21 protein-coding genes and 1 tRNA gene are annotated in these 23,437 nt (G+C 66.3%); 18 read left to right on the top strand and 4 right to left on the bottom strand.

Annotation, left to right across the window (positions count from 1 at the left end; all coding sequences use genetic code 11):
* Positions 1-268: 268 nt before the first annotated feature.
* The 15 genes from ACWEF2_RS22750 (at position 269) to ACWEF2_RS22680 (ending at position 15,624) form a co-directional block, all read left to right on the top strand.
* Positions 269-928, top strand: coding sequence for a tyrosine-type recombinase/integrase (locus ACWEF2_RS22750; protein WP_453818176.1), 660 nt, complete (start codon positions 269-271; stop codon positions 926-928).
* A gap of 327 nt (positions 929-1,255) precedes the next feature.
* Positions 1,256-2,449 (top strand): IS481 family transposase, encoded by a 1,194-nt coding sequence (locus tag ACWEF2_RS22745; protein ID WP_453818174.1) that lies wholly within the window; start codon positions 1,256-1,258, stop codon positions 2,447-2,449.
* A gap of 691 nt (positions 2,450-3,140) precedes the next feature.
* Positions 3,141-3,971 (top strand): hypothetical protein, encoded by an 831-nt coding sequence (locus ACWEF2_RS22740; RefSeq protein WP_453818172.1) that lies wholly within the window; start codon positions 3,141-3,143, stop codon positions 3,969-3,971.
* Positions 3,972-4,431: 460 nt separating this feature from the next.
* Positions 4,432-6,021 carry a hypothetical protein gene (locus ACWEF2_RS22735; RefSeq protein ID WP_453818170.1) on the top strand — a complete coding sequence of 530 codons (1,590 nt, stop codon included), beginning with the start codon at positions 4,432-4,434 and terminating at the stop codon, positions 6,019-6,021.
* 457 nt (positions 6,022-6,478) lie between these two features.
* Positions 6,479-7,315 (top strand): helix-turn-helix domain-containing protein, encoded by an 837-nt coding sequence (locus ACWEF2_RS22730; RefSeq protein WP_453818168.1) that lies wholly within the window; start codon positions 6,479-6,481, stop codon positions 7,313-7,315.
* 99 nt (positions 7,316-7,414) lie between these two features.
* Positions 7,415-7,822, top strand: coding sequence for an ATP-binding protein (locus tag ACWEF2_RS22725; protein WP_453818166.1), 408 nt, complete (start codon positions 7,415-7,417; stop codon positions 7,820-7,822).
* A gap of 146 nt (positions 7,823-7,968) precedes the next feature.
* On the top strand, positions 7,969-8,844 hold the full coding sequence (locus ACWEF2_RS22720; protein WP_453818164.1) for a sigma factor-like helix-turn-helix DNA-binding protein: 876 nt from the start codon (positions 7,969-7,971) through the stop codon (positions 8,842-8,844).
* A 1-nt stretch (position 8,845) separates the two neighbouring features.
* Positions 8,846-9,673 (top strand): integrase, encoded by an 828-nt coding sequence (locus tag ACWEF2_RS22715; protein ID WP_453818162.1) that lies wholly within the window; start codon positions 8,846-8,848, stop codon positions 9,671-9,673.
* Between the two features lie 125 nt (positions 9,674-9,798).
* Positions 9,799-10,251, top strand: a complete 453-nt coding sequence (locus tag ACWEF2_RS22710) for a plasmid replication, integration and excision activator (protein ID WP_453818160.1) — start codon at positions 9,799-9,801, stop codon at positions 10,249-10,251.
* The gene (locus ACWEF2_RS22705; RefSeq protein ID WP_453818158.1) at positions 10,248-10,577 is read left to right on the top strand and encodes a hypothetical protein; all 330 of its coding nucleotides are present in this window, start codon (positions 10,248-10,250) and stop codon (positions 10,575-10,577) included. The genes ACWEF2_RS22710 and ACWEF2_RS22705 overlap by 4 nt, the downstream gene beginning before the upstream one ends.
* Positions 10,578-10,666: 89 nt before the next feature.
* Positions 10,667-12,106 (top strand): FtsK/SpoIIIE domain-containing protein, encoded by a 1,440-nt coding sequence (locus ACWEF2_RS22700; protein ID WP_453818156.1) that lies wholly within the window; start codon positions 10,667-10,669, stop codon positions 12,104-12,106.
* Positions 12,106-12,291, top strand: a complete 186-nt coding sequence (locus ACWEF2_RS22695; protein WP_453818154.1) for a hypothetical protein — start codon at positions 12,106-12,108, stop codon at positions 12,289-12,291. The genes ACWEF2_RS22700 and ACWEF2_RS22695 overlap by 1 nt, the downstream gene beginning before the upstream one ends.
* Positions 12,288-14,069, top strand: coding sequence for a replication initiator (locus tag ACWEF2_RS22690; RefSeq protein ID WP_453818152.1), 1,782 nt, complete (start codon positions 12,288-12,290; stop codon positions 14,067-14,069). The genes ACWEF2_RS22695 and ACWEF2_RS22690 overlap by 4 nt, the downstream gene beginning before the upstream one ends.
* Entirely contained in the window at positions 14,066-14,257 is a 192-nt protein-coding gene (locus ACWEF2_RS22685) for a helix-turn-helix domain-containing protein (protein WP_229855056.1), read from the top strand. The genes ACWEF2_RS22690 and ACWEF2_RS22685 overlap by 4 nt, the downstream gene beginning before the upstream one ends.
* Entirely contained in the window at positions 14,254-15,624 is a 1,371-nt protein-coding gene (locus tag ACWEF2_RS22680; RefSeq protein ID WP_453818149.1) for a tyrosine-type recombinase/integrase, read from the top strand. Before ACWEF2_RS22685 ends, ACWEF2_RS22680 begins: the two co-directional genes overlap by 4 nt.
* Before the next feature lie 212 nt (positions 15,625-15,836).
* On the opposite strand, the gene ACWEF2_RS22675 is transcribed toward ACWEF2_RS22680, so the two are convergent.
* Positions 15,837-15,925, bottom strand: a tRNA-Ser gene (locus tag ACWEF2_RS22675).
* Positions 15,926-16,043: 118 nt separating this feature from the next.
* Entirely contained in the window at positions 16,044-18,758 is a 2,715-nt protein-coding gene (locus ACWEF2_RS22670) for a nucleotide-binding protein (RefSeq protein WP_453818147.1), read from the bottom strand.
* A 128-nt stretch (positions 18,759-18,886) separates the two neighbouring features.
* Here ACWEF2_RS22670 and ACWEF2_RS22665 point away from each other — a divergent pair, with 128 nt between their 5' ends.
* Together ACWEF2_RS22665 and ACWEF2_RS22660 are read left to right on the top strand one after the other, a co-directional pair.
* Complete coding sequence (locus tag ACWEF2_RS22665) at positions 18,887-19,843, top strand: NAD(P)H-quinone oxidoreductase (RefSeq protein ID WP_453818145.1); 957 nt, start codon at positions 18,887-18,889, stop codon at positions 19,841-19,843.
* Between the two features lie 5 nt (positions 19,844-19,848).
* Positions 19,849-20,358, top strand: a complete 510-nt coding sequence (locus tag ACWEF2_RS22660) for a bacterial proteasome activator family protein (RefSeq protein ID WP_453818143.1) — start codon at positions 19,849-19,851, stop codon at positions 20,356-20,358.
* A 161-nt stretch (positions 20,359-20,519) separates the two neighbouring features.
* On the opposite strand, the gene ACWEF2_RS22655 is transcribed toward ACWEF2_RS22660, so the two are convergent.
* The gene (locus tag ACWEF2_RS22655; RefSeq protein WP_453818141.1) at positions 20,520-21,329 is read right to left on the bottom strand and encodes an HAD family hydrolase; all 810 of its coding nucleotides are present in this window, start codon (positions 21,327-21,329) and stop codon (positions 20,520-20,522) included.
* Positions 21,330-21,566: 237 nt separating this feature from the next.
* On the opposite strand from ACWEF2_RS22655, the gene ACWEF2_RS22650 reads away from it, so the two are divergent.
* Entirely contained in the window at positions 21,567-21,770 is a 204-nt protein-coding gene (locus ACWEF2_RS22650; RefSeq protein WP_012886943.1) for a cold-shock protein, read from the top strand.
* A 342-nt stretch (positions 21,771-22,112) separates the two neighbouring features.
* Here ACWEF2_RS22650 and serS read toward each other — a convergent pair whose 3' ends face one another.
* A complete protein-coding gene (gene serS, locus ACWEF2_RS22645; protein WP_453818138.1) occupies positions 22,113-23,375 on the bottom strand; it encodes a serine--tRNA ligase in 1,263 nt (420 codons plus the stop codon).
* Positions 23,376-23,437 lie beyond the last annotated feature (62 nt).

Raw genomic sequence — 23,437 nt, 5'->3', positions numbered from 1 at the left:
GACATCCGATCGGCTCTCGCGTGGCTTGAGCGTCATTCTCTTTCTGTGGTCGATCTGTCCAAAGTCCACAATGTACGTCTCGGGCTCGACGCGTTGACGCTCAACCTCGATGGCGGGGCCGCTGCGGCTACCACTATCGCCCGTAAGCGGTCGGTCTTCTACAACGCACTTCAGTACGCGGTGGACCTGGAGGAGTTGCCCCTCCAACCCGATCGACAAGGTGAAGGCTTGGAAGCCTCCGAAGGTCCGGGAGGTCGTTGATCGGCGCGTGATGGTCAACCCGGTCCAGGCTCGGGAGCTGCTGACCTCGGTGACCTACGTGGGTCGCCTCGACCGGGGCCGGCACCTGCGCGGCTTCTTCGCCTGCCTGTACTTCGCCGGTCTCCGCCTGGCTGAGGCGCTCGGGCTCCGTAAGCAGGAATGCCACTTTCCGGAAACCGGCTGGGGACGGCTCGTCCTAGCCAAGTCCAAGCCGCAGTCGAACAAGAAGTGGACCGACAGCGGGGACGCTCACGACGATCGCGGGCTCAAGCACCGGGCCGAGGACGAGGGCCGTCCCGTGCCGGTCCCGCCTGAGCTGGTGGCCATCCTGCGCGAGCACATCGAAGAGTTCGGCGTCCACGAGGACGGTCGGCTGTTCCGTACCTCGCGCGGGGGCGTGATCTCGATCGGAACCTACTGCGAGATATGGAGGGCGGCGAGGATCTTGGCGCTGACTCCCGAACAGCAGGTCTCACCCCTGGCGGCCCGGCCGTACGACCTGCGGCACGCGGCGGTGTCCCTCTGGCTCAATGCCGGGGTGGCGGCCCCCGATGTGGCCGAGCGGGCGGGGCACGGCGTGGACGTACTACTCAAGGTCTACGCCAAGTGCATCGATGGGGGCGCGGAGATCGCCAACCAGCGGATAGACGACGCACTCGCAGCATGATCGCACGTACCAAGGGATCCCGTTCATCGCGGGGCCCCTTCGTTTTTGCGGGTGCCACCTGAGGAAAGCCCTCAAGATCTATCCCGCATATATCCCGCGAACACCGACTCAGGGCCGCTCAGAGCGGCACACAGCTGCACACCCCGGAAACGATCAACGGCGCCTGGGCCGAGGGAAACCCCTGGTCAGGCGCCGTTTCTCAAGCTGAGCGGAGAGCGTGGTGTCCTGGTTCAGGACATAGGAAACCCATGTCGCAAGACATAGGAAACTTCAACCGAGCGTGTCTCGGGACATAGGCAACTGCCGAGACTCATGAGCTTGGGCGGTGTGTCCAAGGCCAGAGTCGTCATCACCGCCGTTGTCGTCGAGGGACGTTCCCAAACAGACGTCGCCCGCTCCTACGGCGTGTCCAAGAGCTGGGTGTCCAAGCTCGTCACCCGCTACCGTGCCGAGGGCGAGGCGGCGTTCGAGCCCCGTTCCCGACGTCCCCGGACCTCACCGGCCGCGATCCCCGCCGAAACCGTCGAACTGATCGTCCGGCTCCGCAAAGAACTCACCGGCCAAGGCCTGGACGCCGGTCCCGACACGATCGCCTGGCACCTGCGACACCACCACCGGCACACGGTGTCCCGGGCCACGATCAGCCGCTACCTGACCCGCCACGGCCTGGTCACGCCCGAGCCGAAAAAACGGCCCCGCTCCTCCTACATCCGCTTCCAAGCCGCACAGCCGAACGAGACCTGGCAAGCCGACTTCACCCACTACCGGCTCACCGACGGCACCGACACCGAGATCCTCACCTGGCTGGACGACCACTCCCGCTACGCCCTGCACATCAGCGCCTGGCCCCGCGTCACCGGCCCCGTCGTGCGCGACACCTTCCGCCACGCCGTCACCGCCCACGGCATCCCCGCCTCCACACTGACCGACAACGGCATGGTCTTCACCACCCGCCTGGCTGGCGGCCGCGGCGGCCGCAACGCCCTCGAGCACGAACTGCGCCGCCTGCACGTGAGGCAGAAGAACTCCGCCCCCAACCACCCCACCACCTGCGGCAAGGTCGAGCGCTTCCAGCAAACGATGAAGAACTGGCTCCGCGCCCAGCCCGGCCGGCCGACCACCCTCGCCGAGCTGCAGGCGCTCCTCGACCGCTTCCGCGACGCCTACAACCACCACCGCCCGCACCGATCCCCGCCCCACCGCGCCACACCCGCAGCCGTCTACACCGCCCTGCCCAAGGCCCTGCCCTCCAGCAGCCGCGACGCCGATACCCACACCCGGATACGCCACGACCGCATCGACACCACCGGCGTGGTCACTCTGCGCCTGAACGGCCGGCTCCACCACATCGGCGTCGGACGAACCCACGCCCGAACCCACGTCATCCTCCTGGTCGACGACCTGCACGTCCGCGTCGTCAACGCCATCACCGGAGAACTCCTGCGCGAGCTGACCATCGACCCCACCCGCGACTACCAACCCCAGGCAAACCCCAAAACGACGAAACCCCCGAACCCGTAGGTTCGAGGGTTTCCGATGTCCTGAGACATCACATAAGCGGAGAGCGTGGGATTCGAACCCACGAGGACCGTCACCGGCCCTAGCGGTTTTCAAGAGGGCCGTGTTCCGAGCGGAGACAGGGCCTCTGACCAGCGCAGAAGCATCTTCGCTGGCTCTTCTCGCAGAAGATCATCCCGCACATATCCCGCAGTTGCTATAGAGCTGATAGATCCCGAGCGGAGAAGGTTGGCCCCACCCCTCGTCGAGGTCAGCGGCAAAGGTCCAGCCTCTCATCTGCCAGGAAAGATGCCGATCACAACGACTCTGACGAAAGTACTCCGGCGAACACCGCTCCACCTTTCATCGTTGCTGCAGACACGCTGCCGCCATCCAAGTGCCGTAAGAAGCCAACAGCTATACCGGCTAAGATCGCCACTAAGAAGGCGATCACCACCGCGAGCACAAGTACCAGGAGCGAGCTGTTTGACATCTAAAGATCTACATCATCATGCTCCTCACTGGCGACGTCTGCTGGCTTCTACCACTCAACTTGGCGGGAAACCCTTGGCACACTCCACCATCACGGTCCATGCGAACTCATCTACCAAGTCCGTACGGAAGCCAGCGTAGAACGATCCACCAATCGTCGCTTGTCAGTGACCACTGCTACGGTACGTCATGTCTGGTTAATTAAGCGCGAAGGGCTGACCACATGATGCTGTCCGAGGGGCCCAACTGGACCGACGTCATAACTGCGCTCGTAGCCATCGCAGCGCTCGCCATCTCTGCGATAACGGCACGCTTGTCTCGAAGGCAGACAAATGCGGCAATCGACCAATCCACTGACGCCCAACGCTCGGCGGATGCGGCGAAGGACCAGGCAGCCTCTGCCCGCGATCAGGCCGAAATGGCGAAGGATCAGGCCGTATCAGCACGCAACCAGGCCGAAACTGCGGCTCGGCAGTTCGCTCTTGAGCAGAGGGTTTACCGTGAATCTCAAGAGCCTTACGTCGTTGTCGATATCCGCCCCTCCGAGTTCGCGCCTGAGATGTTTCTTCTAATTATCGAAAACATCGGACCGACCATCGCTCGCGATATACATATCACTGCGGATCCACCTTTCCAGCGCACGTGGGACAAAGAGGATGTCGAACCGTTTGCGAATGCCCTTATCTTTACGCAGGGAATTCCATATATGCCGCCCGGCCGCAAGCTGGAGATAATGTTCGACGTCGGCTTCCATCTCTTCGCGTCCGATCTACCACGACGCTATCGCGTTCGCGTGGACGCTAATGGACCATTCGGGCCTGTCGAGCCGCTGACATATTTGATTGATCTTGAGTATTATGCAGGACTTGAGTATCACAAGATAAAGACCATTCACCAAGGCGTTCAGGAGTTAGAGAAACTCCGTAAGCAGATGGAGAAGGTTGCAGCAGAGCTTGAGCGTCCGCGCCGCAAAGCCGAAGCCACCCGAATGCGAAAGATTATTGAGGAACGTCGCATCGCCGAGTCAGCGGATAGCGATGACGGTACGGGCTGACATATCCACAAAGGATTACCTGCCATATTCAGGCTATTCTTGCATGGCGAATTTACTGGCTCTCAGAAGTGAAATCGGTCGGCTGTCCGTCAAGTGCATGCGTGCGCCCATGAACGTCATGATGACGATCAGAAGATTTCATTCCATGTAAGCGCCCCTCTACCGTGTTGCTCGTTGGACCGGGGCTGAGGAACGAAGTCCCGGTCCGTCGATCGCCCCCGACCATCTACGGCGGCCAGCTACAGCCAGGCGATCGCGAGGGTGGTATCTGCACTGTGCCAGGAACACGATCATTCCAATGCGTGCTACCTGGACCAATACACGTTGATGATGACGGTGCTCGGACGCAACGATGAGAAGCTACGACACGATATAACCTTCGCCTTCACTGTCATCTTCAGGTATCCTCCCATTTTCAAATACAATAGGACAGCAGAAGATAGCGACACCGAGAGGCGCTATGCAAGACATTCTAAACTCTGTAATCAGACACTTCGGTGCAGCCCTGATTTCGTACTCTCTAGACATTGACCAGGCATCCTTGCTAGGGATAGCAGCTGGCACAGAGGAGGTCGCAGCCCAAAAGCGTGACTTGCTCGCAGAGATTGCGCAGCGCCTCGAACAGGAACGAATCAGCTGTGCAGTAAACGATCTTCCACTGTCTAGCGGACTGTTGTCGCTAGCTGAGGAAACCGAGTCGGGCAAGCGCAGCCTTTTCAATTCTTGGCGACTTGCCGCTGGAGGAGTGCTGCCCGACTTCAGGATGGGCGACCAGGCTATAGACGCATTCTGCCCTATAGTCGTAGAGATGTATCCACTATGCATAGCAAAAAGAATGGAAGGCCCCTTCGGTCTGATCTATTTAACTCCCTCATTATTCGATAGCGCAGAGCGACCAGATTTCGAACAGGCCATACTGGATGATCCGTCACTGAAAAGATTGATTGACATCCAAGAGAGAAATGGCCTTTGCGTTAAAGCTAGAGTCAAAGTAAATACAGGCCAGTCCGGGCCAATTTTTATTCAGGGGCTACAGAACTCCATTCTAAGTGCCACCTATATATATGCCCGAATGAAGTCAGGGCTGGATACTGAAGGCTTCAAAGCGGCACTGAAATTTACCTTTGCGACACTTAGGGCTGCAGCCACAGGTAAGCTAACTAAGATTCCAACCTGGATTGGATTTCTCAATATAGCCGTACCCAAACAGTTGGCACTTCCATGGGGAACAGTTCATCCCTACGAACATCCGACTAGCCTAGAGTTTGTTCCGGGCGATGCTCGACCTACTAGAGGTGGACAAGATAACGCCACGCTCGGTTTCGTTCTGGAAACGCCCTGTGAATATAAAATCGAAATCGATTATAACTACCCTAATGAGGTGGATGGAATTCAGTGGCCCGCCAGCGTGAAGGAGGCAGAGGATTCCTTGCAGCGCGCCTGCGCGCATACCCAACTCGCGTTCACTCTAGCGATAGACCGCAGGCCACCAGTTGCTTGTAGCAAATCTTGGACTTTGGTAGCCGATCCGCTGTCGATGGCTGTCGGATTCTCCTGGCAAATGCGAACTGCCGCGCCGATTGATTTCTATGTTGTCGAAGAGTCGGAAGTAGGTTCGCTGCAATATTGGGCAAGCCTTATACATTCAACGCCATCCATAAAGATAGAAATCGCTCTGCGGCGCCTCATTTCTGCAACGACGGAACGCAGAAATCCGGTCGATGGATTCATTGATGCTGTAGTTGCCTGGGAAAACCTTTTTGCGGGAACTAGTCAAGGAGAGCTATCATTTAGAATATGTGGAGCGATGTCCAAACTATTGGAAGTTGATAGCGAGAAGAGGCTGGCGCTACACAGAGAACTAGTGAGTCTGTATAACAGTCGAAGTAAGGTAGTACACGGCTCAAAAGAACTCAGTATTGAGGAGGCCGCCACATCCAGGGACTACGCTCTGAGCGTGTTATTACGCAGCCTTCGAACACTTTATTCGGATTATCCAGCATTATTGGGTGATGCGGATCGTTCGAAGCGAATTATCCTGACACATTAGCATGATTAGTTTAGGATGAATGAAGCAGTTACACCGATCGTTCGCATATGCGCTGGGTGCGTAGATTATCGTAAGGCGAACGGGCTGAGAGGATCAGGCTTCCCATATCAGCTATTTATGGCGCTCCACAGTCCGTCGTGGTCATCCTAAAGCGGTGGAGGAGCGTGGATCTGTCGGCGACGGTGTGAAGCACAGGGAGCCTCGAAACGGTTAAGGTTGATGGCCGAAAGCTTGACCTGACCGAGATTCTCATAAGCTTCTGTGTTGCTTCGTCGTTCACTCGCGGCCCGAGCACGGTGCACGCGAGAACGGCCCCCAGGCCGCACGCGCAGCGTGCGGCCGAGCGCAGGGCCGCGAGGCGGCGCAGAGCGCCGCCGCTTGATACCCACGAGAACAATTCGGCAGTGATCCCCGATGGGCTGCGCTCAGTGTTGGAGCGGCTGGTAGAACGCTGGGTGTGGAGGATCGTCGGGATCGGCTTCGGGCGTTGGGTGAGGTGTTTCGTCGGCTGCGTAAGGATGCGGGGCTGACGGGCAAGGAGCTTGCGGTGCGGGCGGGGGTGGCGCAGCCGACGATCTCCCGGATTGAGACGGGGCGGTTGTTGCCGGTGCCGGAGACGGTCGATCGCCTCGTCGAAGCTCTCGGCCTGGATGAGGCGGGCCGCGGGGAGGTGGATGCCCTGCTCGCCCGGCTGCGTGATGAGGTGTCCCGGCTCAGGGGTGGGCTTGCGGGGCGGGAGGCGGCGAACGCTGCTCGACTTCGGGCGGCTGGTCGGGTGGTGTCGTTTCAGTCGGGAATGGTTCCGGCGTTGTTGCAGACGGGTGAGTATGCCCGGTTGGCGTTGATGGTGGGGCGGGAGGTAGAGGAGGACGATGCGGCCAGGGCGGCGGCGGTGCGGGTGGAGGCGCAGGCCGTTTTGTTTGAGTCGGGGCGGGAGTTCTCCTTTGTGCTGACCGAGGGGGCGGTGCGGACCTGGCCGGGGTCGCCGGCGGTGATAGAGGCGCAGCTTGATCGGCTGTTGCAGGTGGCGACGCTTCCTCACGTGCGGTTGGGGGTGGTGCCGTGGTCGGTGCGGGTGCCGGCGTTTCCGCTGCACGGGTTCACGGTCTTTGACGGTGCGGTGAGTGTGGTGGAGAGCCTGACCGGTGATCTCACGCTGAGCGGGTCGAACGAGCTGGCCACTCATGCGGAGATCTTTGAGGCGTTCGCGGCGGTGGCGGTGTACGGCGAGGGGCTGCGGGAGCTTTTGGGGCGTATCGGTGCCGACTATCGCACGTTGGCGACCCGCCTCTAACTGGTGACGCATTTATGCGTCGAATACCTTGAGATACTTGGAGCGTCACTCTTACGCTGGCAGCCTGGATGTATAGCCCCCTAGACATCGGAGTTCGCCATGCCACCGTGGCGCATGTCCCGCACCTTCCCCGGCTCCCCCGTGGCCATCGCCGAGGCCCGCCGGTTCGTCACCGCCTTTCTGCGCCGCTGGCCCGGAGTCGACGACGCCGAACTGATCGTCAGTGAGCTGGCCACCAACGCCGTCCGGCACTCCGCAAGCGGCCGGTTCGGCGGCTGCTTCACCGTCTCCATCCAGATCGACCGCGACAAGGTCTGGCTCGGCGTCCTGGACCAGGGCGGCCCCCGTATACCGCGCCCCCTTCCCCCGCCGCTGGACGGCGAAGGCGGGCGCGGCCTGGCACTGGTCGCTGGACTCGCGATGAGCTGGGGCGTCACCGGAGATTCCCAGGGGCGCATCGTGTGGGCCTCCATGGACCTGGCCCTCCGTCAAGCGTCCTCGCGATGACGCGGGGTGTGCCGAAGAAACGCTCGGCAATCCGTGCGACGAGCCCCACCACGGGCGAAAGGCTCACATCCGTACTCTTCTGGGCGATCGACCGCATATCGTCTAGGGGTCTAGACTCGGCGGAGTATCACCGAGGGGATGTAGCCGTGCCGAGTGACCTTGAGCGGATCGCCGCCATCGACGACCCGTACCGGTTGATCCGGGCCGCGACCGAACGGCTCAACGCCGCCCAGCAGGAGGTGACCGAGCTCGCCCGGCTGCGCCGCCGCGTCATCCAGGAACTGCACGCCCAAGGCATCTCTTATGCTCAGATCGCCGAGCAGGCCGGGCTGTCGCGCGGGCGCATCCACCAGATCAAGCACACCGGCCCGGCCCCCGAGGGCGCCTTCCTCGGCACCGGCGCGGTGACCGTGGTGACCCCCTTGCGGCTGGACCCCGAACACAACCGGCCCATGCTCACCCTGGACGACATGCGCTCGGGAAAACGGCTGGAAGACCTCGCCCGCTCCTTCGGCCTCGCGGTCGCCTCCGACAACGTCTCCGTCGACGGGAAGATCGATCTCAACCGGCCCGGCCTGCTCGTTATCTGCGGCCCCCGCATGTCGCAGGCCATGCGCGCCGCCTACGACACCGACCCGGTCATCCGGTGGGAGCGCGACGATCTCGGCTGGCTGCTGCGCGACAGGCGGACCGGTGCCGTCTACCGCTCCGGCAGCCAGACCACCCCGCCGCAACCGGCCGACTCGGCCTATCTGGGCCGGCTGCCCCGCCCGGACGGCGGCGGCACGTTCCTGGCCATCGCCGGTATCCACCCCAACGGCTCCCTGGGGGTGATCGACCTGCTCGCCTCCGAGATCGCCACCCTCTGGGGGCAGGTCGGCGACCGGCGTTTCTCCACCGTCGTCAGCGTTGAATACGACCCCGAAACCGGGGAACCGGTCCGCACACGGCTCGCCGCCCCGCTCTACCGGCACGAAGACGACCACAGCGAAGACCACAGGGAAGATCACGAGGACGATTGACATGCGGCTCCGCCTGGCCACCGAACCCGCCTCCCCGAACCGGCCCAACGAGGACTTCGCCGGGGTCACCTCCAACGCGGTGGTCGTCGTGGACGGGGCCGGCACTCCGGCGGGCCTGGAATCGGGCTGCTCCCACGGGGTCGCCTGGTACGCCCACACCCTCGGCTCCACCCTGCTGGCCGCCGTGACCCAGAACGCCGGTCCCCTGGCCGAGTCCCTCTCCCAGGCGATCAAGACTGTTGCCTCGCTGCATGATTTCACCTGCGATCTGTCCCACGCCGGGTCTCCCTCGGCCACGGTCGCGATGCTGCGCCGCACCGAAGACGGTGACGTGGTGGAGTGGCTGGTGCTGGCCGATTCGGTCGTGGTTTTCGACACCGGCCCGGCGCGGCCGGTCGTGGTCTGCGACGACCGGGTGGAACGCATCGGGGCCCGCTACCGGGCGCGGATGGACGACCTGGCGGGAGGGAGCCCTGAGCACGCCGAGGCGTTTCGCCGGTATGTGGAGACCTTGCGTGATCACCGTAACCGTGAGGGGGGTTTCTGGGTCGCCGCCGCCGATCCGCTGGCGGCCGAGCACGCCCTGACGGGAAGCGTCCCGGCCGGTCGGTTGCGGGCCGCCGCGCTGCTCAGTGACGGCGCCTCCCGGCTGGTCGATTCCTTCGGTCTGGCCACCTGGCGGCAGGTTCTCGATCTGCTGGCCGGCTCCGGCCCTGAGGAGTTGATCCGCCGGACCCGGGAGGCCGAACGCGGTGACCCGGACGGTTCCCGGTGGCCTCGGAGCAAGGCGCATGACGACGCCACGGCTGTGTTCTGGAGTTTTTCCTAGGACACATCGTCCACCCCCCTAGACAGTTCGCCATCACGCCCCTATCTTTGCTGCATAGCCCTCTAGACATCCTTGAGGCGGCAGACCGGCCGCATCTGTCTAGGGGGGTAGACGAAAGGAGTGTCATGGCCATCCAAGGACCCATCCCGATCGGCTTCGACCAGGTCTTCCCGCACGGCTGCTACCTGGTCGGCGACGTGCAGCAGGTCAAGGACTTCGACGCCTCCACCAACGGCCGCACCGTCTACGCCAAGGACAAGGCCACCGGCCTGCCCGTCTGGCAGGTCTCCGTGGTCGACGCCGACCCCGAGGCCAAAGCCTCCCAGAAGTCGGTCACCGTCAAGATCCTCACCGAAGTCCAGCCCGTTCCCCCGCCCGCGCTGCCGGGCCTGCCGTTCACCCCCGTGGAGTTCGACGCCATGACCGTCACCCCGTATGTCGGCCAGGACTCCGGACGACTGGCCTACTCCCTGCGGGCACGGGCGATGCGCGCTCCCCGCACGGTCGCGACCTCGGCCCGGCAGACCGCCTCTTCGGCGTCGGCCAAGGACACGGCCGCCAAGGAGGTGGCGGCGTGAACATCGGCGACGAGCACAAGCCGTACACCTACGTGACCGCGTCGATCGATGAGAGGATCACCCGGCTCGGTGTCTCCTTCCACACCGCCGACCTGTCGGTCATGGCGCTGACCGTCGGTGGCGTCCGGCCCGCTTTGTCCTTCGGTAGCAGCGAGGGACAGGTGACGATCTCCACCACCGGAGGCGGCCCCGTCACCGCCGCCGATGTGGCCCTGGCCCGCGAGATCCTCCAGGCCGCTGCCCGCTACCTGGCCGAATGCGAACGGCTACACATCACAGGGGCCATCGTTCCCGCGCCCTCACCGACCCGGGACGACCCGGCCTGAACACACAAGGCGGGGCCGCCAGAAGCGGGAACTTCCGGCGGCCCCTCACATCTCCCTGACACCACATCAAGAAGAGGACACCGAGTCTAATGTTCAAGAAACTGCCCGGCGACGAGGCACAGCGCCTCGTCTCCACCACCCCCGACACCGCCGTGGTGTTCCGCCCGGCCGTCGTCACCACCCCCGCGATCCTCACCATCCTGATCCTCACTGGCCGCCTGGTCGCCGGGCTGGTGCGGACGCTGTGGCGCCACCCCGTCGCCTCGGCCGTCGTCGCGGTGCCCGGGGTGATCTGGACCGTCTACGGGTGGCCGTGGGCGCTCGGGCTCGCCGTCTCGATGCTCGCCGTCCCGGCCGTCTGGGGTCTGGTCGATCGGGCCTCGTTCCTGCACCTGGCAGGGTGGCGGCTGCTGGCCTTCTGGCGGCTGATCTGGATCTACCGGCGTCACTGGCAACCGGTGATGATCGTCTCCGGGCTGGGGCGTCACCTGGGCGGACGCGACTACCTGCCCCGCCTCCTGTCCGTCTCATGTACCTCCTGGGCCGATCAGGTCACCGTCAACCTCCTGACCGGCCAAGCCGCCTCCGACTGGGCTGAGCGTACCGAGCAGCTCGCCCACGGGTTCGGCGCCGCCTCCTGCCGGGTCACGGTGGCCCGGTCGGGCCAGCTGCTGCTGACCTTCCCCCGCCGCGACCCCCTGTCCGCGCCCCTGCCCGCTCTGCCCGTCCCGGTGGAGGCGTCGGTGGGGCCGGTGGAGATCGGCCGCTGCGAGGACGGCACCCCATGGAAGCTCAAAGTCCACGGCACCCACGTCCTGGTCGCCGGGGCCACCGGGGCGGGCAAGGGCTCGATCATCTGGTCGACCATCCGGGGCCTGCTGCCCGCCGCCCGCGCCGGACTGGCCCAGATCTGGGCGCTGGACCCCAAGCTGATGGAGCTGAGTTTCGGGCGGGGCCTGTTCGGCGACCGCTACGCCGCCACCCCGGAAGGGTGCGTCGCCCTGCTCGAAGCCGCGGTGAAGGTCATGCAGGAACGCGCGGCCCGCTTCGCCGGAGTCCGGCGCAACCACACCCCCACCGTTGACGACCCGTTCGTCCTGGTGGTAGTGGACGAGGTGGCGTTCCTGACCGCCTACCAGCCGGACAAGGGCCTTCGGGTGCGCACCATCGCGGCCCTGGCCACCCTCACCACCCAGGGCAGAGCGGTCGGCGTCGGCGTGCTGGCGGCCTTGCAGGACCCGCGCAAAGACGTGCTGACCATCCGCAACCTGTTCCCCGACAAGATCGCCCTCCGCCTCGATGAGTCCGAACAGGTCGACATGGTGCTCGGCGACGGCGCCCGGGACCGGGGAGCCCTGGCCGACCTGATCTCCCCCCGCCCGGAACGAGGCGCGGGCATCGCCTATGTGCGGTTGGAGACCTCGCCGGACCCGATCCGGGTGCGGGCGGCCTACGTCTGCGACGCAGACATCCAGGCGATGGCCGCCGCCTTCGCCGCCGACACGCTTCCTCTGCCGGGGGTGGCGTGATGAGAGTCGTCGTTCACGGCACCCTCGCCGAACTGCGGGCCTCTGGGCTGCTGGACCTGGAGAACGCTGAGACACCGCCGTGCTTCCTGCTGGTCAACCTGCGCCTGCACCGCGACCCCTACGGCGACGCCTACCGGCTGCACGCCGACGTCCTCGACCCCCACTGCGGGAAGGAGGCTCCATGACCGGCACCGCCCACCCGTCCCCCTCCCAGACGCCCGCGTCCCCGACCCCGAACGGCGCCGATCGCACCCTTCCCCGCACCGTCCGCGACACCCTTCCCCTGGCCCTGGACGTCGCCATCGAGGTGGCCAAGCTCAACGGGGTGTGCATCCGCCCCATCGAGGTGCGCCGCCTCGACACCCACACCGGCCAAAGTCAGCCGTTCGACCTGCCGTGCGGCACCACCAACGAGGCCAAATGCCCGCCGTGTGCCACCCGCAACAAGCAGCTGCGTAAGGCTCAGTGCCGGGAGGGCTGGCACCTGGAGGCCGAACCGGTCGCCGAACCCCACCCGGCCACTGACGACCAGAAGTGGCTGATCACCTTCCGGGCCGACGTGCAGGCCAAGCGCGACCAGGCCGAGCGCGACGGCCAGGACACCACCGATTGGGATGAGGCCATCGCGGGCATCGACTCGGAGATCAACGCCGCCGGGATGCGCGGCAATGTCGTCAGCGGCCGGACCACGCCCCGCCGTTCCCGCTCCACCCGCCGCCGCCAGGACGCCCCCGACCTGCCCCGCCGCTCCCGGCAGAACACCACCCTCGGGCGCACCTTCACCGCCCCGGACGGCAGGGTGTTCCGGCCGTCGCTGTTCGTCACCCTGACCTTGCCGTCCTACGGGAAGATCCGTCCCGGTCAGGGAGTGCCGGTCGACCCGGCCGCCTACGACTACGCGGCGGCGGCCCGGGATGCCCTGCACTTCTCCAAGCTCGTGGACCGGTTCGTGCAGAACCTCCGGCGGGTCGCCGGGTACGACGTGCAGTACTTCGCCACCGTGGAACCCCAGAAGCGGTTCGCGCCGCACCTGCACATGGCGATCCGCGGCACCCTGCCCCGCGCCGAGATCAAGCAGATCGCCGCCGCCACGTATCACCAGGTGTGGTGGCCCCAGGCGGATGAGGTGAAGTTCGAGGGTGAGCACCTGCCGGTCTGGGCCGACCGGGCCGAACAAGCGGAGCCGTATCCGGATGGGCAGAGCGGTGACTACCTTGACCCGGCCACGGGTGAACTCCTGCCCACCTGGGATGAGGCGCTCAACCGGCTCGACGCCGACGACGCGGCCGAGCCCTTGCACGTGGTGCGCTTCGGCACCCAAGTCGACGTCCAAGGCGTCCTGGCCGGCTCCCCGGACGCCCACAGGCGCATCGGGTACCTGACCAAGTACCTCACCAAGAGCATCGGAGACACCCTCGACCTCGACCCCGACGACGGCCAGGAAGAAAAGGAAGCCGGTCCGGCTCGCGCGGCGATCAACCGGGCCCGCCGAGACCACGCCGCCCGCCTGATCGAGGCCCTGCGCTACGAACCCTGCTCCCCGGCCTGCGCGAACTGGCTGCGCTACGGAATCCAGCCCAAGAACGCCAAGCCGGGCATGACCCCAGGCCGGTGCAAAGGCAAGGCGCACAAGGCCGAACACCTCGGCTACGCCGGACGCCGCGTCCTGGTCTCCCGCAAGTGGTCCAACAAGACCCTCCGCGACCACAAACAAGACCGCCGGGCCTGGGTGCTTGATGCGCTCGGCCTGCCCGGCGACGACACCACCACCGACCCGCACCGGTACGTCTGGCGGCCCGTCTCGGCCAAGGACCCGACCCGGACCCCACTGCCGATGCGGCTGCTGCGCGGCGTGGCCAACCGCCACCACACCAGAGCACGCCTCGACGAACTACGGGCCAGAGCAGACGGCAAACCCGTCAACGGCCTTTCGGCAGCAACAGCACTCGGGGAGGCGGCGTGAAGAAGAAAGACGAGCTCATGACCGTGCCGGAGATCCTCGACGAGCTCGGCGGAGTGTCCCGGCGCACCTTCTACCGCTGGCGGGAGATCGGGCACGCACCCCAGGGCCTCAAGCTCCCGAACGGTGAGATCCGCGTCTGGCGCAGCGAGTTCACGACCTGGCTGGAATCCCTCCGGGAGGCCGCGTGAGCACCTCCTACGACGTCAAGATCTGGGATATTCGGCGCAATCAGTCCAGTAAGGCGCCGTCTTATGAGTTTCGGTGGGCTGTCAGCCGTCGCCGTAAATCACGGACCTTTCGCACGAAAGCACTGGCTGAGAACTTCCAGTCCGATCTACGACAGGCGGCCAAGCGCGGCGAGGCCTTCGACGAGGAAACCGGGCTGCCCCTGTCCATGCTGGCGGTAAAAACCGCAGTGAACTGGTTCGCTTTCGCGCTGGCGTACGTGGACATGAAATGGCCCCACGCGGCGGCCAAGACCCGTGACAGCCTCACTGACGCGCTGGCAACCGTCACCCCCGCTCTCGTCGACGAGAATGCACCGGACAAGCCCGAACCACTCGTTCTCCGGGAGGCTCTCCGGCAATACGCGCTTCCCCCTGCCTCCCGGCAGGCGAAACGCCCGGAGGCGATCCGGTCGGCTCTCGCGTGGCTTGAACGCCATTCCTTGCCCGTGCGTGACCTGTTCAAGGTGCGCAACGTACGGCTCGGCCTCGATGCCCTGACGCTCCGTCTCGACGGCGGGGCCGCCGCCGCCACAACGATCGCCCGTAAACGGTCGGTCTTCTACAACGCCCTGCAGTACGCCGTTGACCTGGAAGAGCTGGCCTCCAACCCGATCGACAAGGTGAAGGCGTGGAAGCCTCCCAAGGTCCGGGAGGTCGTCGACCGGCGCGTGGTGGTCAACCCGGTCCAGGCCCGGGAACTGCTGACCGCGGTGACCTATGCGGGCCGTCTCGACCGTGGCCGGCACCTGCGGGGCTTCTTCGCCTGCCTGTACTTCGCCGGGCTGCGTCCGGCCGAGGCGCTCGGGCTGCGCAAGCAGGACTGCCACCTTCCCCAGACCGGATGGGGGCGCCTCATCCTGGCCAAGTCCAAGCCCCAGGCCAACAAGAGGTGGACCGACAGCGGGGACGCCCACGACGACCGTGGCCTGAAGCACCGGGCCGAAGACGAGGGCCGTCCTGTACCGGTCCCGCCGGAACTGGTCGCCATCCTCCGGGAACACCTCAACGAGTTCGGCGCTCACGAGGACGGGCGGCTGTTCCGGACCTCACGCGGTGGAGTGATCTCCATCGGGACGTACTGCGAGGCGTGGAAGGCGGCACGGGCCTTCGCCCTCACACCCGAGCAGTTCGTCTCTCCGCTGGCGGCCCGGCCGTATGACCTGCGCCACGCGGCCGTCTCGCTCTGGCTCAACGCCGGGGTAGCCGCTCCCGACGTGGCTGAGCGGGCGGGACACGGGGTGGACGTGCTGCTCAAGGTCTACGCCAAGTGCATCGACGGAGGCACGGAGGTCGCCAACCGCAGGATCGAGGACGCGTTGGCCGCGTGAGCGCGTCGGTTACGGTGAGAGGGTCTCGGACATCCCGGGGCCCTCTTTTTTCTGGGCTGACCTGGGGAAACGCGCCGGGTTCCATCCCACAGATATCCCACGACCAGCGACATGGGGCCGCTCACGACGGCGTACGGCTGCGCAGCCCGGAAACGATCAACGGCGCCCCACCGAGGGGAAACCCCTGGTCAGGCGCCGTTTTGCGAAGTGAGCGGAGAGCGTGGGATTCGAACCCACGAGGACCGTCACCGGCCCTAGCGGTTTTCAAGACCGCCGCCATCGTCCACTAGGCGAGCTCTCCTGGGTGACGCGCTTCGAGAACGTGTCGGATTGCACTTTAGTCCCTCACCGCCCCGGACGTGTCCGGGACTCGGCGGACGCCTCGTCTCCGCTGGGGGCGAGGCGTCCGCCGTACCGGCTCAGGGGTATTGGCTGGCGAAGCCGTCGCCTACGGACGCGGCCAGGCGAAGATAGGACTCACGGGTCGCCGGGTGGAGCCTGTCCAGCTCCATCTCAGCGCCTTCCTCCAGGTGGGGGTCGTAGGGGATGCGGATCACGGCGCGGCAGCGGGCCGCGAAGTGGGCTTCCAGGCGGTCGAGGTCCACGGTGGACTTCGACCGGGGGCGGACGCTGCAGAGCACCACCGTGGCCGAACGGACGAGTTCCTCGTACTGGTGGGCTTCCAGCCAGTCCAGGGTGGCCGAGGCGGCGCGGGCGCCGTCCACGGACGGTGAGCTCACCAGGACGAGCTGGTCGGCCAGTCCGAGAACGCCGGACATGGCCGAGTGCAGCAGGCCCGTTCCGCAGTCGGTGATGCAGATCGAGTAGAAGTTCTCCAGGACCTGGGCCACCGCCTGGTAGTCGGACGCGCTGAACGCCTCGGACACCGACGGGTCGCGGTCGGAGGCGAGGATCTCCAGGCGGGACGGAGCCTGTGAGGTGAAGGCCCGGATGTCGACGTAGCGCTTGATCTGCCGGCGCTCGTTGAGCAGGTCCCGGACGGTGGCGGACGTTTCGAGCTCCACCTTGTCCGACAGGGTGCCCCGGTCGGGGTTGGCGTCGACCGCGATGACCCTGTCACCTCGGGCCTGGGCAAGGGTGGCGCCCAGGCCGACCGTGGTGGTGGTCTTTCCGACACCGCCCTTCAGGCTGAGTACGGCGACCCGGTGGTGGCCTGTGGCGACGGGGGTACGGGCCCTGCCGACCAGTTCGCGGCGACGGCGGACCTCGGGGGATTCGCCTGGTTTGATCAGACCCGCCGACGCCTTGTAGATCAGCTTGCGCCAGCCTCCGGAGGGTGCGTTGCGACGCCCCCTGAGCAGCGATTCGGGATCCAGGCTGTCGGCCGACGGCCTGGCACCCGAGATCTGCTGCCGGGACGGGGCGCTGAAGGCGGGCGGCGGGGCCGAGTGGCGGCGCCGCGCCTGGTACGGCTCCCGCACCGGTTCGGTTCCGTCCCGGCCGGGGGCGACAGGCGTCTCCCGCTCGGAGAGGCCGGTGGCGGCGGCCGAGTCCCGTTCGGGGGCGGAGGGCCGGTCCGTGCCGGAGGTACCGGATGCGCCGGACGTTCTGCCGGAGGTGCCGGAGGTTCCGGGGATGCCGGACGTTCTGCCGGAGGTACCGGGAGTGCCGGGAGTGCCGGAGGCGAAGGGTCTGCCGTCGGCGGGGATGAGGGGCTGGTTCGGACCGGTGGCGAAAGGCGTGCCCCGCTCGGAGGTGGGTGAGGTGTCCCGATCCGGAGCGAATGGATTGTCCCAGTTTCGACCGAAAGCCGACTCTCGGCCAAAGGCCGAGTCGCCGGAGGGTACCGAACCGAACGCCCCGAGGGACTGGGGGGACGTAGCGGACCCGGAGGCCTTGGAAGCCCCCGAAACTCCGGACGCTCCGGACGCTCCAGACGCGGAACGTTCCGACGGCGTAGCCGGTTTCGGTACATCGGCACCGAAGGATTCGGGCGCCCGGAATGCCTCTGCGGCCTCCGGCTCGGCACGCCCGGCGCCAGGCTGAGACGAGTGGGACGGGTCCGCGGCCTTGGAGTCGGCGGCCTTGAACACCGCCCGGTCACGGTCCTGCTCAGCCTCGTCACGGTCGTACCCGGTGCCGCCGCCGGCGGCGGCGAAGTGGCCGTGTTCCTGCCCGGCACCGCCGAAGGTGAGCCGCTCGCGGACCGGTTCCCCACCGGCCTCGGGCGTGAATCGGTCACGATCCTCCTCGACCGACCGGAATCGATCATCGGAGTCGCTCCCCGGCCCAACCTCGTCGTGCCCGGGGTCGCCGTCCACTCCAGGTCGGTCGCGACCGGAGCCGCCGTCCACTCCGGACAGGTCGTGACCGGAGTCTCCCTCCGTCCTGAAGCGGTCCTGACCGGAGCCGCCTCCGGCCTCGAACCCCTCGTGTTCGGCGTCGCCTCCCGACCCGAACCTCTCGTGATCAAGGCCGTCTCCCGCCGATCCGGGCCTGTCCCGGTCGGGGTCGTTCCCTTCGGACGTGAGGCGATCGCGGTCGGAGTCGGTGCTGTCGAACGCGAACGCCTCGGCCTCCGGGATCGCCGGTTTGAAGGGTTCGAGCTCGGGAGCGTGTGACTCGACGTTGATCAGGGGGAAGGTCTCCGCCGGGTCGGCGGGGCGGTGGGACTGCTCGAACAGGCCGTGGAACGGCTCGTGTTCGGGCTCCGGGTGCGGCGTACGGCCCTCGGGCCGGGTGAACCCGACCGTGGCGTGGCCGCCGGTGTCCTCCGCCTCCTGACGGGGCAGCGGCTTGAGCGGAGCGAGAAAGCCGTCGTCGTCCCGCGTGGGGAACGCGCCGGCCGGGGGCACGGTGAAGGCGCCCGCCGGGCCGGAGGCGTTCATCCAGTCGGCCGCGTCGGCGTCCTCGGCCGGTGAGTCGGCCAGGGCGGTCGCGAACGTTCCCACAGGGGCGTAGGAGGGGTCGGCGGCCGTGCGGAACAGCGATGACGACGGGGCGTCGGGCTCGGCCGGAACCAGGCTCCAGGGGTCCTTCGGATATGGCGAAATGACGGCGTCATCCACCGCGGTGCTCTTTACCGCGACGACGGGCGCCTCCTCCTGTTCCTTGATAGCGTCGAGCCAGGCAAGCTGTTCTTCGAGAGATTCCTCACGATCGTGTCTTGCCACCGTGTTCCCCCTCGGGATGGGCGTAAAGGGGCAGCAAACACATAGCAGGTTAACGCCCTGTGTTCTCGTCAATGCGGGCAACCACCAAGTTGATCTCCGGTGGACGGCTTTGGACTAGCTTTGGACACATGCACGCCATCGTGATCGATAAGCCTGGCGGACCCGACGTCCTCGCCTGGCGGGAGGTTCCCGACCCCGTGCCGGGGCCGGACGAGGTCCTTGTCGACGTGACCGCGTCCGCGGTCAATCGGGCCGACGTACTGCAGAGACAGGGGTTCTACCACCCGCCTCCCGGAGCCTCGCCGTACCCGGGGCTGGAGTGCTCCGGCGTGGTCGCCGCGGTGAGTTCGGACGTGGAGGACTTCAGGCCGGGCGACCGGGTGTGCGCCCTGCTGGCCGGCGGCGGCTACGCCGAGAAGGTCGCCGTGCCCTGGCAACAGGTCATGCGTGTGCCGGACGGCGTGGACCTGGTCGAGGCGGCCGGGCTGCCCGAGGCCGCGTGCACGGTCTGGTCCAACGTGTTCATGGTCGGGCGGCTCAGGAAGGACGAGACGCTTCTCGTTCACGGCGGTGCCAGCGGGATCGGCACGCTGGCCGTACAGCTCGCGAAGGCGTTCGGCTCGCGCGTGGTCGTCACCGCGGGGTCGGCCGAGAAGATCGCCCGCTGTCTCGAACTGGGCGCGGACGAGGGGATCGACTATCACGACGGGGACTTCGCGGAGAAGGTCGGGGCCGATGTGATCCTCGACATCATCGGCGGGCGATACCTGCCGGAGAACGTGCGGGCCCTCAAGACCGGAGGCCGGCTGGTCGTGATCGGCATGCAGGGCGGCTCCAAGGGCGAACTGGACCTGGGGGCTCTTCTCACCAAGCGGGCCTCGGTGCACGGGACCACGCTACGCGGACGGCCGGTCGACGAGAAGGGGGTCATCGTGCGCGGCGTCGTGCGGAACGTCTGGCCCCTGCTCGACGCCGGCGCCATCCGCCCGGTGATCCATACCCGGGTGCCGATGGACCAAGCCGCGGAAGCGCACCGGATCCTGGAGTCCGGGGAGCACATCGGGAAAATCCTGCTAGTAGGTTGAGGGCTATGAACGCTGAGGAGAGCACTCCGCATGTAGTGGTCGTGGGTCCCCAGGGCATCCAGGGCGATGAGGAAGGCGAAGGGCGGTCGGTCGCCGACCTGGTCGAACAGCCGGCCAAGGTGATGCGCATCGGCAGCATGATCCGCCAGCTCCTCGAAGAGGTCCGGGCCGCCCCGCTGGACGACGCCAGCCGTAAGCGGCTCAAGGAGATCCATCAAAGTTCCATCAAGGAGCTTGAGGACGGCCTGGCGCCCGAGCTGGTTGACGAGCTGGAGCGGCTGTCGCTCCCCTTCACCGATGACGGCAGCGGCGCCCCGCCCAGTGACGCCGAGCTACGGGTGGCCCACGCGCAGCTGGTCGGCTGGCTCGAAGGACTGTTCCACGGGATCCAGACCACGCTTTTCGCCCAGCAGATGGCGGCTCGCGCCCAGCTGGAGAACATGCGCAGGGCGCTGCCCGGTGGGGTGTCGCTGCAGGAGGGCCACCAGCAGAGCAGTTCGGGCCCTTACCTTTGACCTGAGGCCGGCCACGTGCGACCTCGGGGCGCCGCGGGTCGGCCCCGGGGTCACCGCCGGTCGCCGGTGAGGCTCGGAGTCACCGCCGATGGCCGGTAAGACCCGGGGTCGCCGCCGGACAGTCTCGGTAAGGCTCGCCGGACAGTCGGCAAGGCCCGGGGTCACCGCCGGTAGAGGCCCTCCAGCACCATGGCGACGCCGTCGTCGTTGTTGGCCGCGGTCACGTGATCAACCGCGGCCAGCACCTCCGTGTGGGCGTTGGCGACGGCGTAGGAGGTGCCGGCCCACCGGAGCATGGGCAGGTCGTTCGGCATGTCCCCGAAGGCGATCACCTCGGTGGACCCGATGTTCCGTATCTCGGCGAGCCTGGCCAGCGCCGAGGCCTTCGTCACGCCGTGGGCGCTCATCTCGATGAGCGCCCGCCCACTGGAGTGGGTGGGGGTGACGAGGTCGCCGACCAGCCCGTGGACCGTCTCCTGGAGAAGGTCGGGGTCCATCCCGGGGTGCAGGGCCAGCAGCTTGGCACAGGGCCGTGAGAGGAGCGCGGCGGTCTCGACGTACTCGACGTGGAATCCGGCGGTGATATCACTGTCCCAGCTGCCGAGACGAAAGTCCGATTCGTGCGCGAATCCGCCTTCGTACTCCACAGAGAACGCGAGGTCGGGAACCTTCTCACGGAGCCGTCTGACCACCTCTTCAAGCACATCTGTGGCGATCAGGTGTGATTTCACGATCTGTTCGGTATGCAGGTCGTAGACGAGCGCGCCGTTCGCGCAGATGGCCAGCCCCTGATGACGTACGGCCGCAGCCACCGTGTGCATCCACCTGGGCGGACGGCCGGTCACGAAGACCAGCGTGGCTCCGGCGCTCTCCACCAGGGCGAAGGCGGCCACGGTCCGGGGGGAGACGGTTCCGTCGGAGCGCAGGGCGGTACCGTCGAGATCGGTGGCGACGAGTCGGGGGCTTCCCATAACAGGGTCCAGTCTGCCCTGTGACGGGAGAGGCGCCGTCCGCGGGATCCGTCTCCAAGGAATCTTCCTCATGGCGGGAACACAGGGGCGCCGGATAGTGTTAGATGTGGTGGCGTTGTATTAGCTGAATCCCGTTGTGAAAGCCAGTTTGACTGAACCACCCCGGGGCCCGCTGTACGACACATGGGGTTCACGAGGTGTGAATCCCAAAGTTTCAAATCCTGAGGGAGAGCTTTAATGGCTCAGGGAACCGTCAAGTGGTTCAACGCTGAAAAGGGCTTCGGCTTCATCGCACCGGACGGCGGTGCACCGGATGTGTTCGTGCACTTCTCCGAGATCCAGGGCAATGGCTACCGCAGCCTGGAAGACGGCCAGAGGGTCGAGTTCGAGATCACGCAGGGCCAGAAGGGCCCGCAGGCCTCGCAGGTCCGCGCCGTCTGACGCATAGACCTCTGCTAGGGGGGAGGGCGGGGTTCGCTTAACGCGAACCCCGCCCTTCTCCTTTTCCGGCCGGCCATCGCCCCCGGCACGCCGCCTCTCCTGACACGCCGCCTCTTCCGGTCTTGACGGACCGCCTCTCCCAGTGGGCCCGCCCCTCCCCTCACCGCCTTCCGGCGGACCGGATCTTCCAGCCGGCCCCGATGGCCCTGATTGCGCTTCAGATCGACCATGAGCGTCGCGCACGGCTTTGGTGGGAAGAAGTGCCGACACCCATTCCCCAATCCCCTGTGGGGCTGTGGACGCCCGCGGCGCCATCGGCCGGCTCAAGGGGCCGCGGGGGACCTACTTGACGGGTTCGAGGACGTCGAGGCCGACGAAGGGACGCAGGGCCTTGGGGACCACGACGGAGCCGTCGGCCCGCTGGTGGTTCTCCAGGATGGCGACGATCCAGCGGGTGGTGGCCAGGGTGCCGTTCAACGTGGCCACGTGCCGGGGCTTGCCGCCGGAGTCGCGGAAGCGCACGGCGAGCCGGCGGGCCTGGAAGTCGGTGCAGTTGGAGGTCGAGGTGAGCTCGCGGTACCGCCCCTGGGTGGGCACCCACGCCTCACAGTCGAACTTCCGCGCGGCGCTGGTGCCGAGGTCGCCCGCGGCGGTGTCGATGATCCGGTAGGGCAGCTCGACCTTGGCGAGCATCTCCCGCTCCCAGTCGAGCAGCCTGCGGTGCTCCTCGTGGGCGTCCTCGGGGCGGCAGTAGGAGAACATCTCCACCTTGTCGAACTGGTGGACCCGGATGATGCCCCGGGTGTCCTTGCCGTAGGAGCCCGCCTCGCGGCGGAAGCAGGAGGACCATCCGGCGTAGCGGTACGGCAGCGCCGAGCCGTCGAGGATCTCGTCGGCGTGGTAGGCGGCCATCGGCACCTCGCTCGTGCCGACCAGGAACAGGTCGTCCTCGGGCAGGTGATAAATCTCACTGGCGTGCGCGCCGAGGAAGCCGGTGCCCTTCATCGACTCCGGCTTCACCAGCACCGGAGTGATCATCGGAACGAAACCCGCCTCGATCGCCTGCTGCATAGCCATGTTGAGCAGCCCGAGCTGGAGCCGGGCGCCGGCACCCGTCAGGAAGAAGAACCGCGAGCCCGAGACCTTCGCACCGCGCTCCGTGTCGATCGCGCCGAGCAGCTCGCCGAGCTCCAGGTGGTCTCTGGGCTCGAAGTCGAAGACCGGCTTCTCACCGACCTCCTCGATCACCACGTAGTCGTCCTCGCCACCGGGCGGAGCGCCCTCCTCGACGAGGTTGGGCACCGTGTAGAGCAGGTCGTCGAGCTCGGCGCCGAGCTTCTCCGCCTCCGCCTCCGCCGACTTGACCTGCGCGGAGAGGTCCTTCGCCCGGTCGAGCAGAGCGACCTTGTCGTCCCCCGACGCACGGGACACCGACTTGCCGATGCTCTTCTGCTCGGCGCGTAGCGTCTCGAAGCGGCTCAGCGCGCCGCGCCGCCGCTCGTCGAGGTCGAGCAGCGTTTCGACGACAGAGTCGTCCTCACCGCGGGCACGCTGCGACGCCCGTAGCCGGTCGGGATCCTCACGAAGGGTACGCAGGTCAATCACGGAACAAGGCTACCGACGTACGGCCCGGGCCCGCGCACCTAATAAGCCGCTTGAGCCTTCTT

The sequence above is a fragment of the Streptosporangium sp. NPDC004631 genome (genome assembly GCF_053601935.1).
The sequence above is the reverse complement of the archived record's forward strand: the minus strand, read 5'-3'. Positions and strand labels throughout refer to the sequence as shown.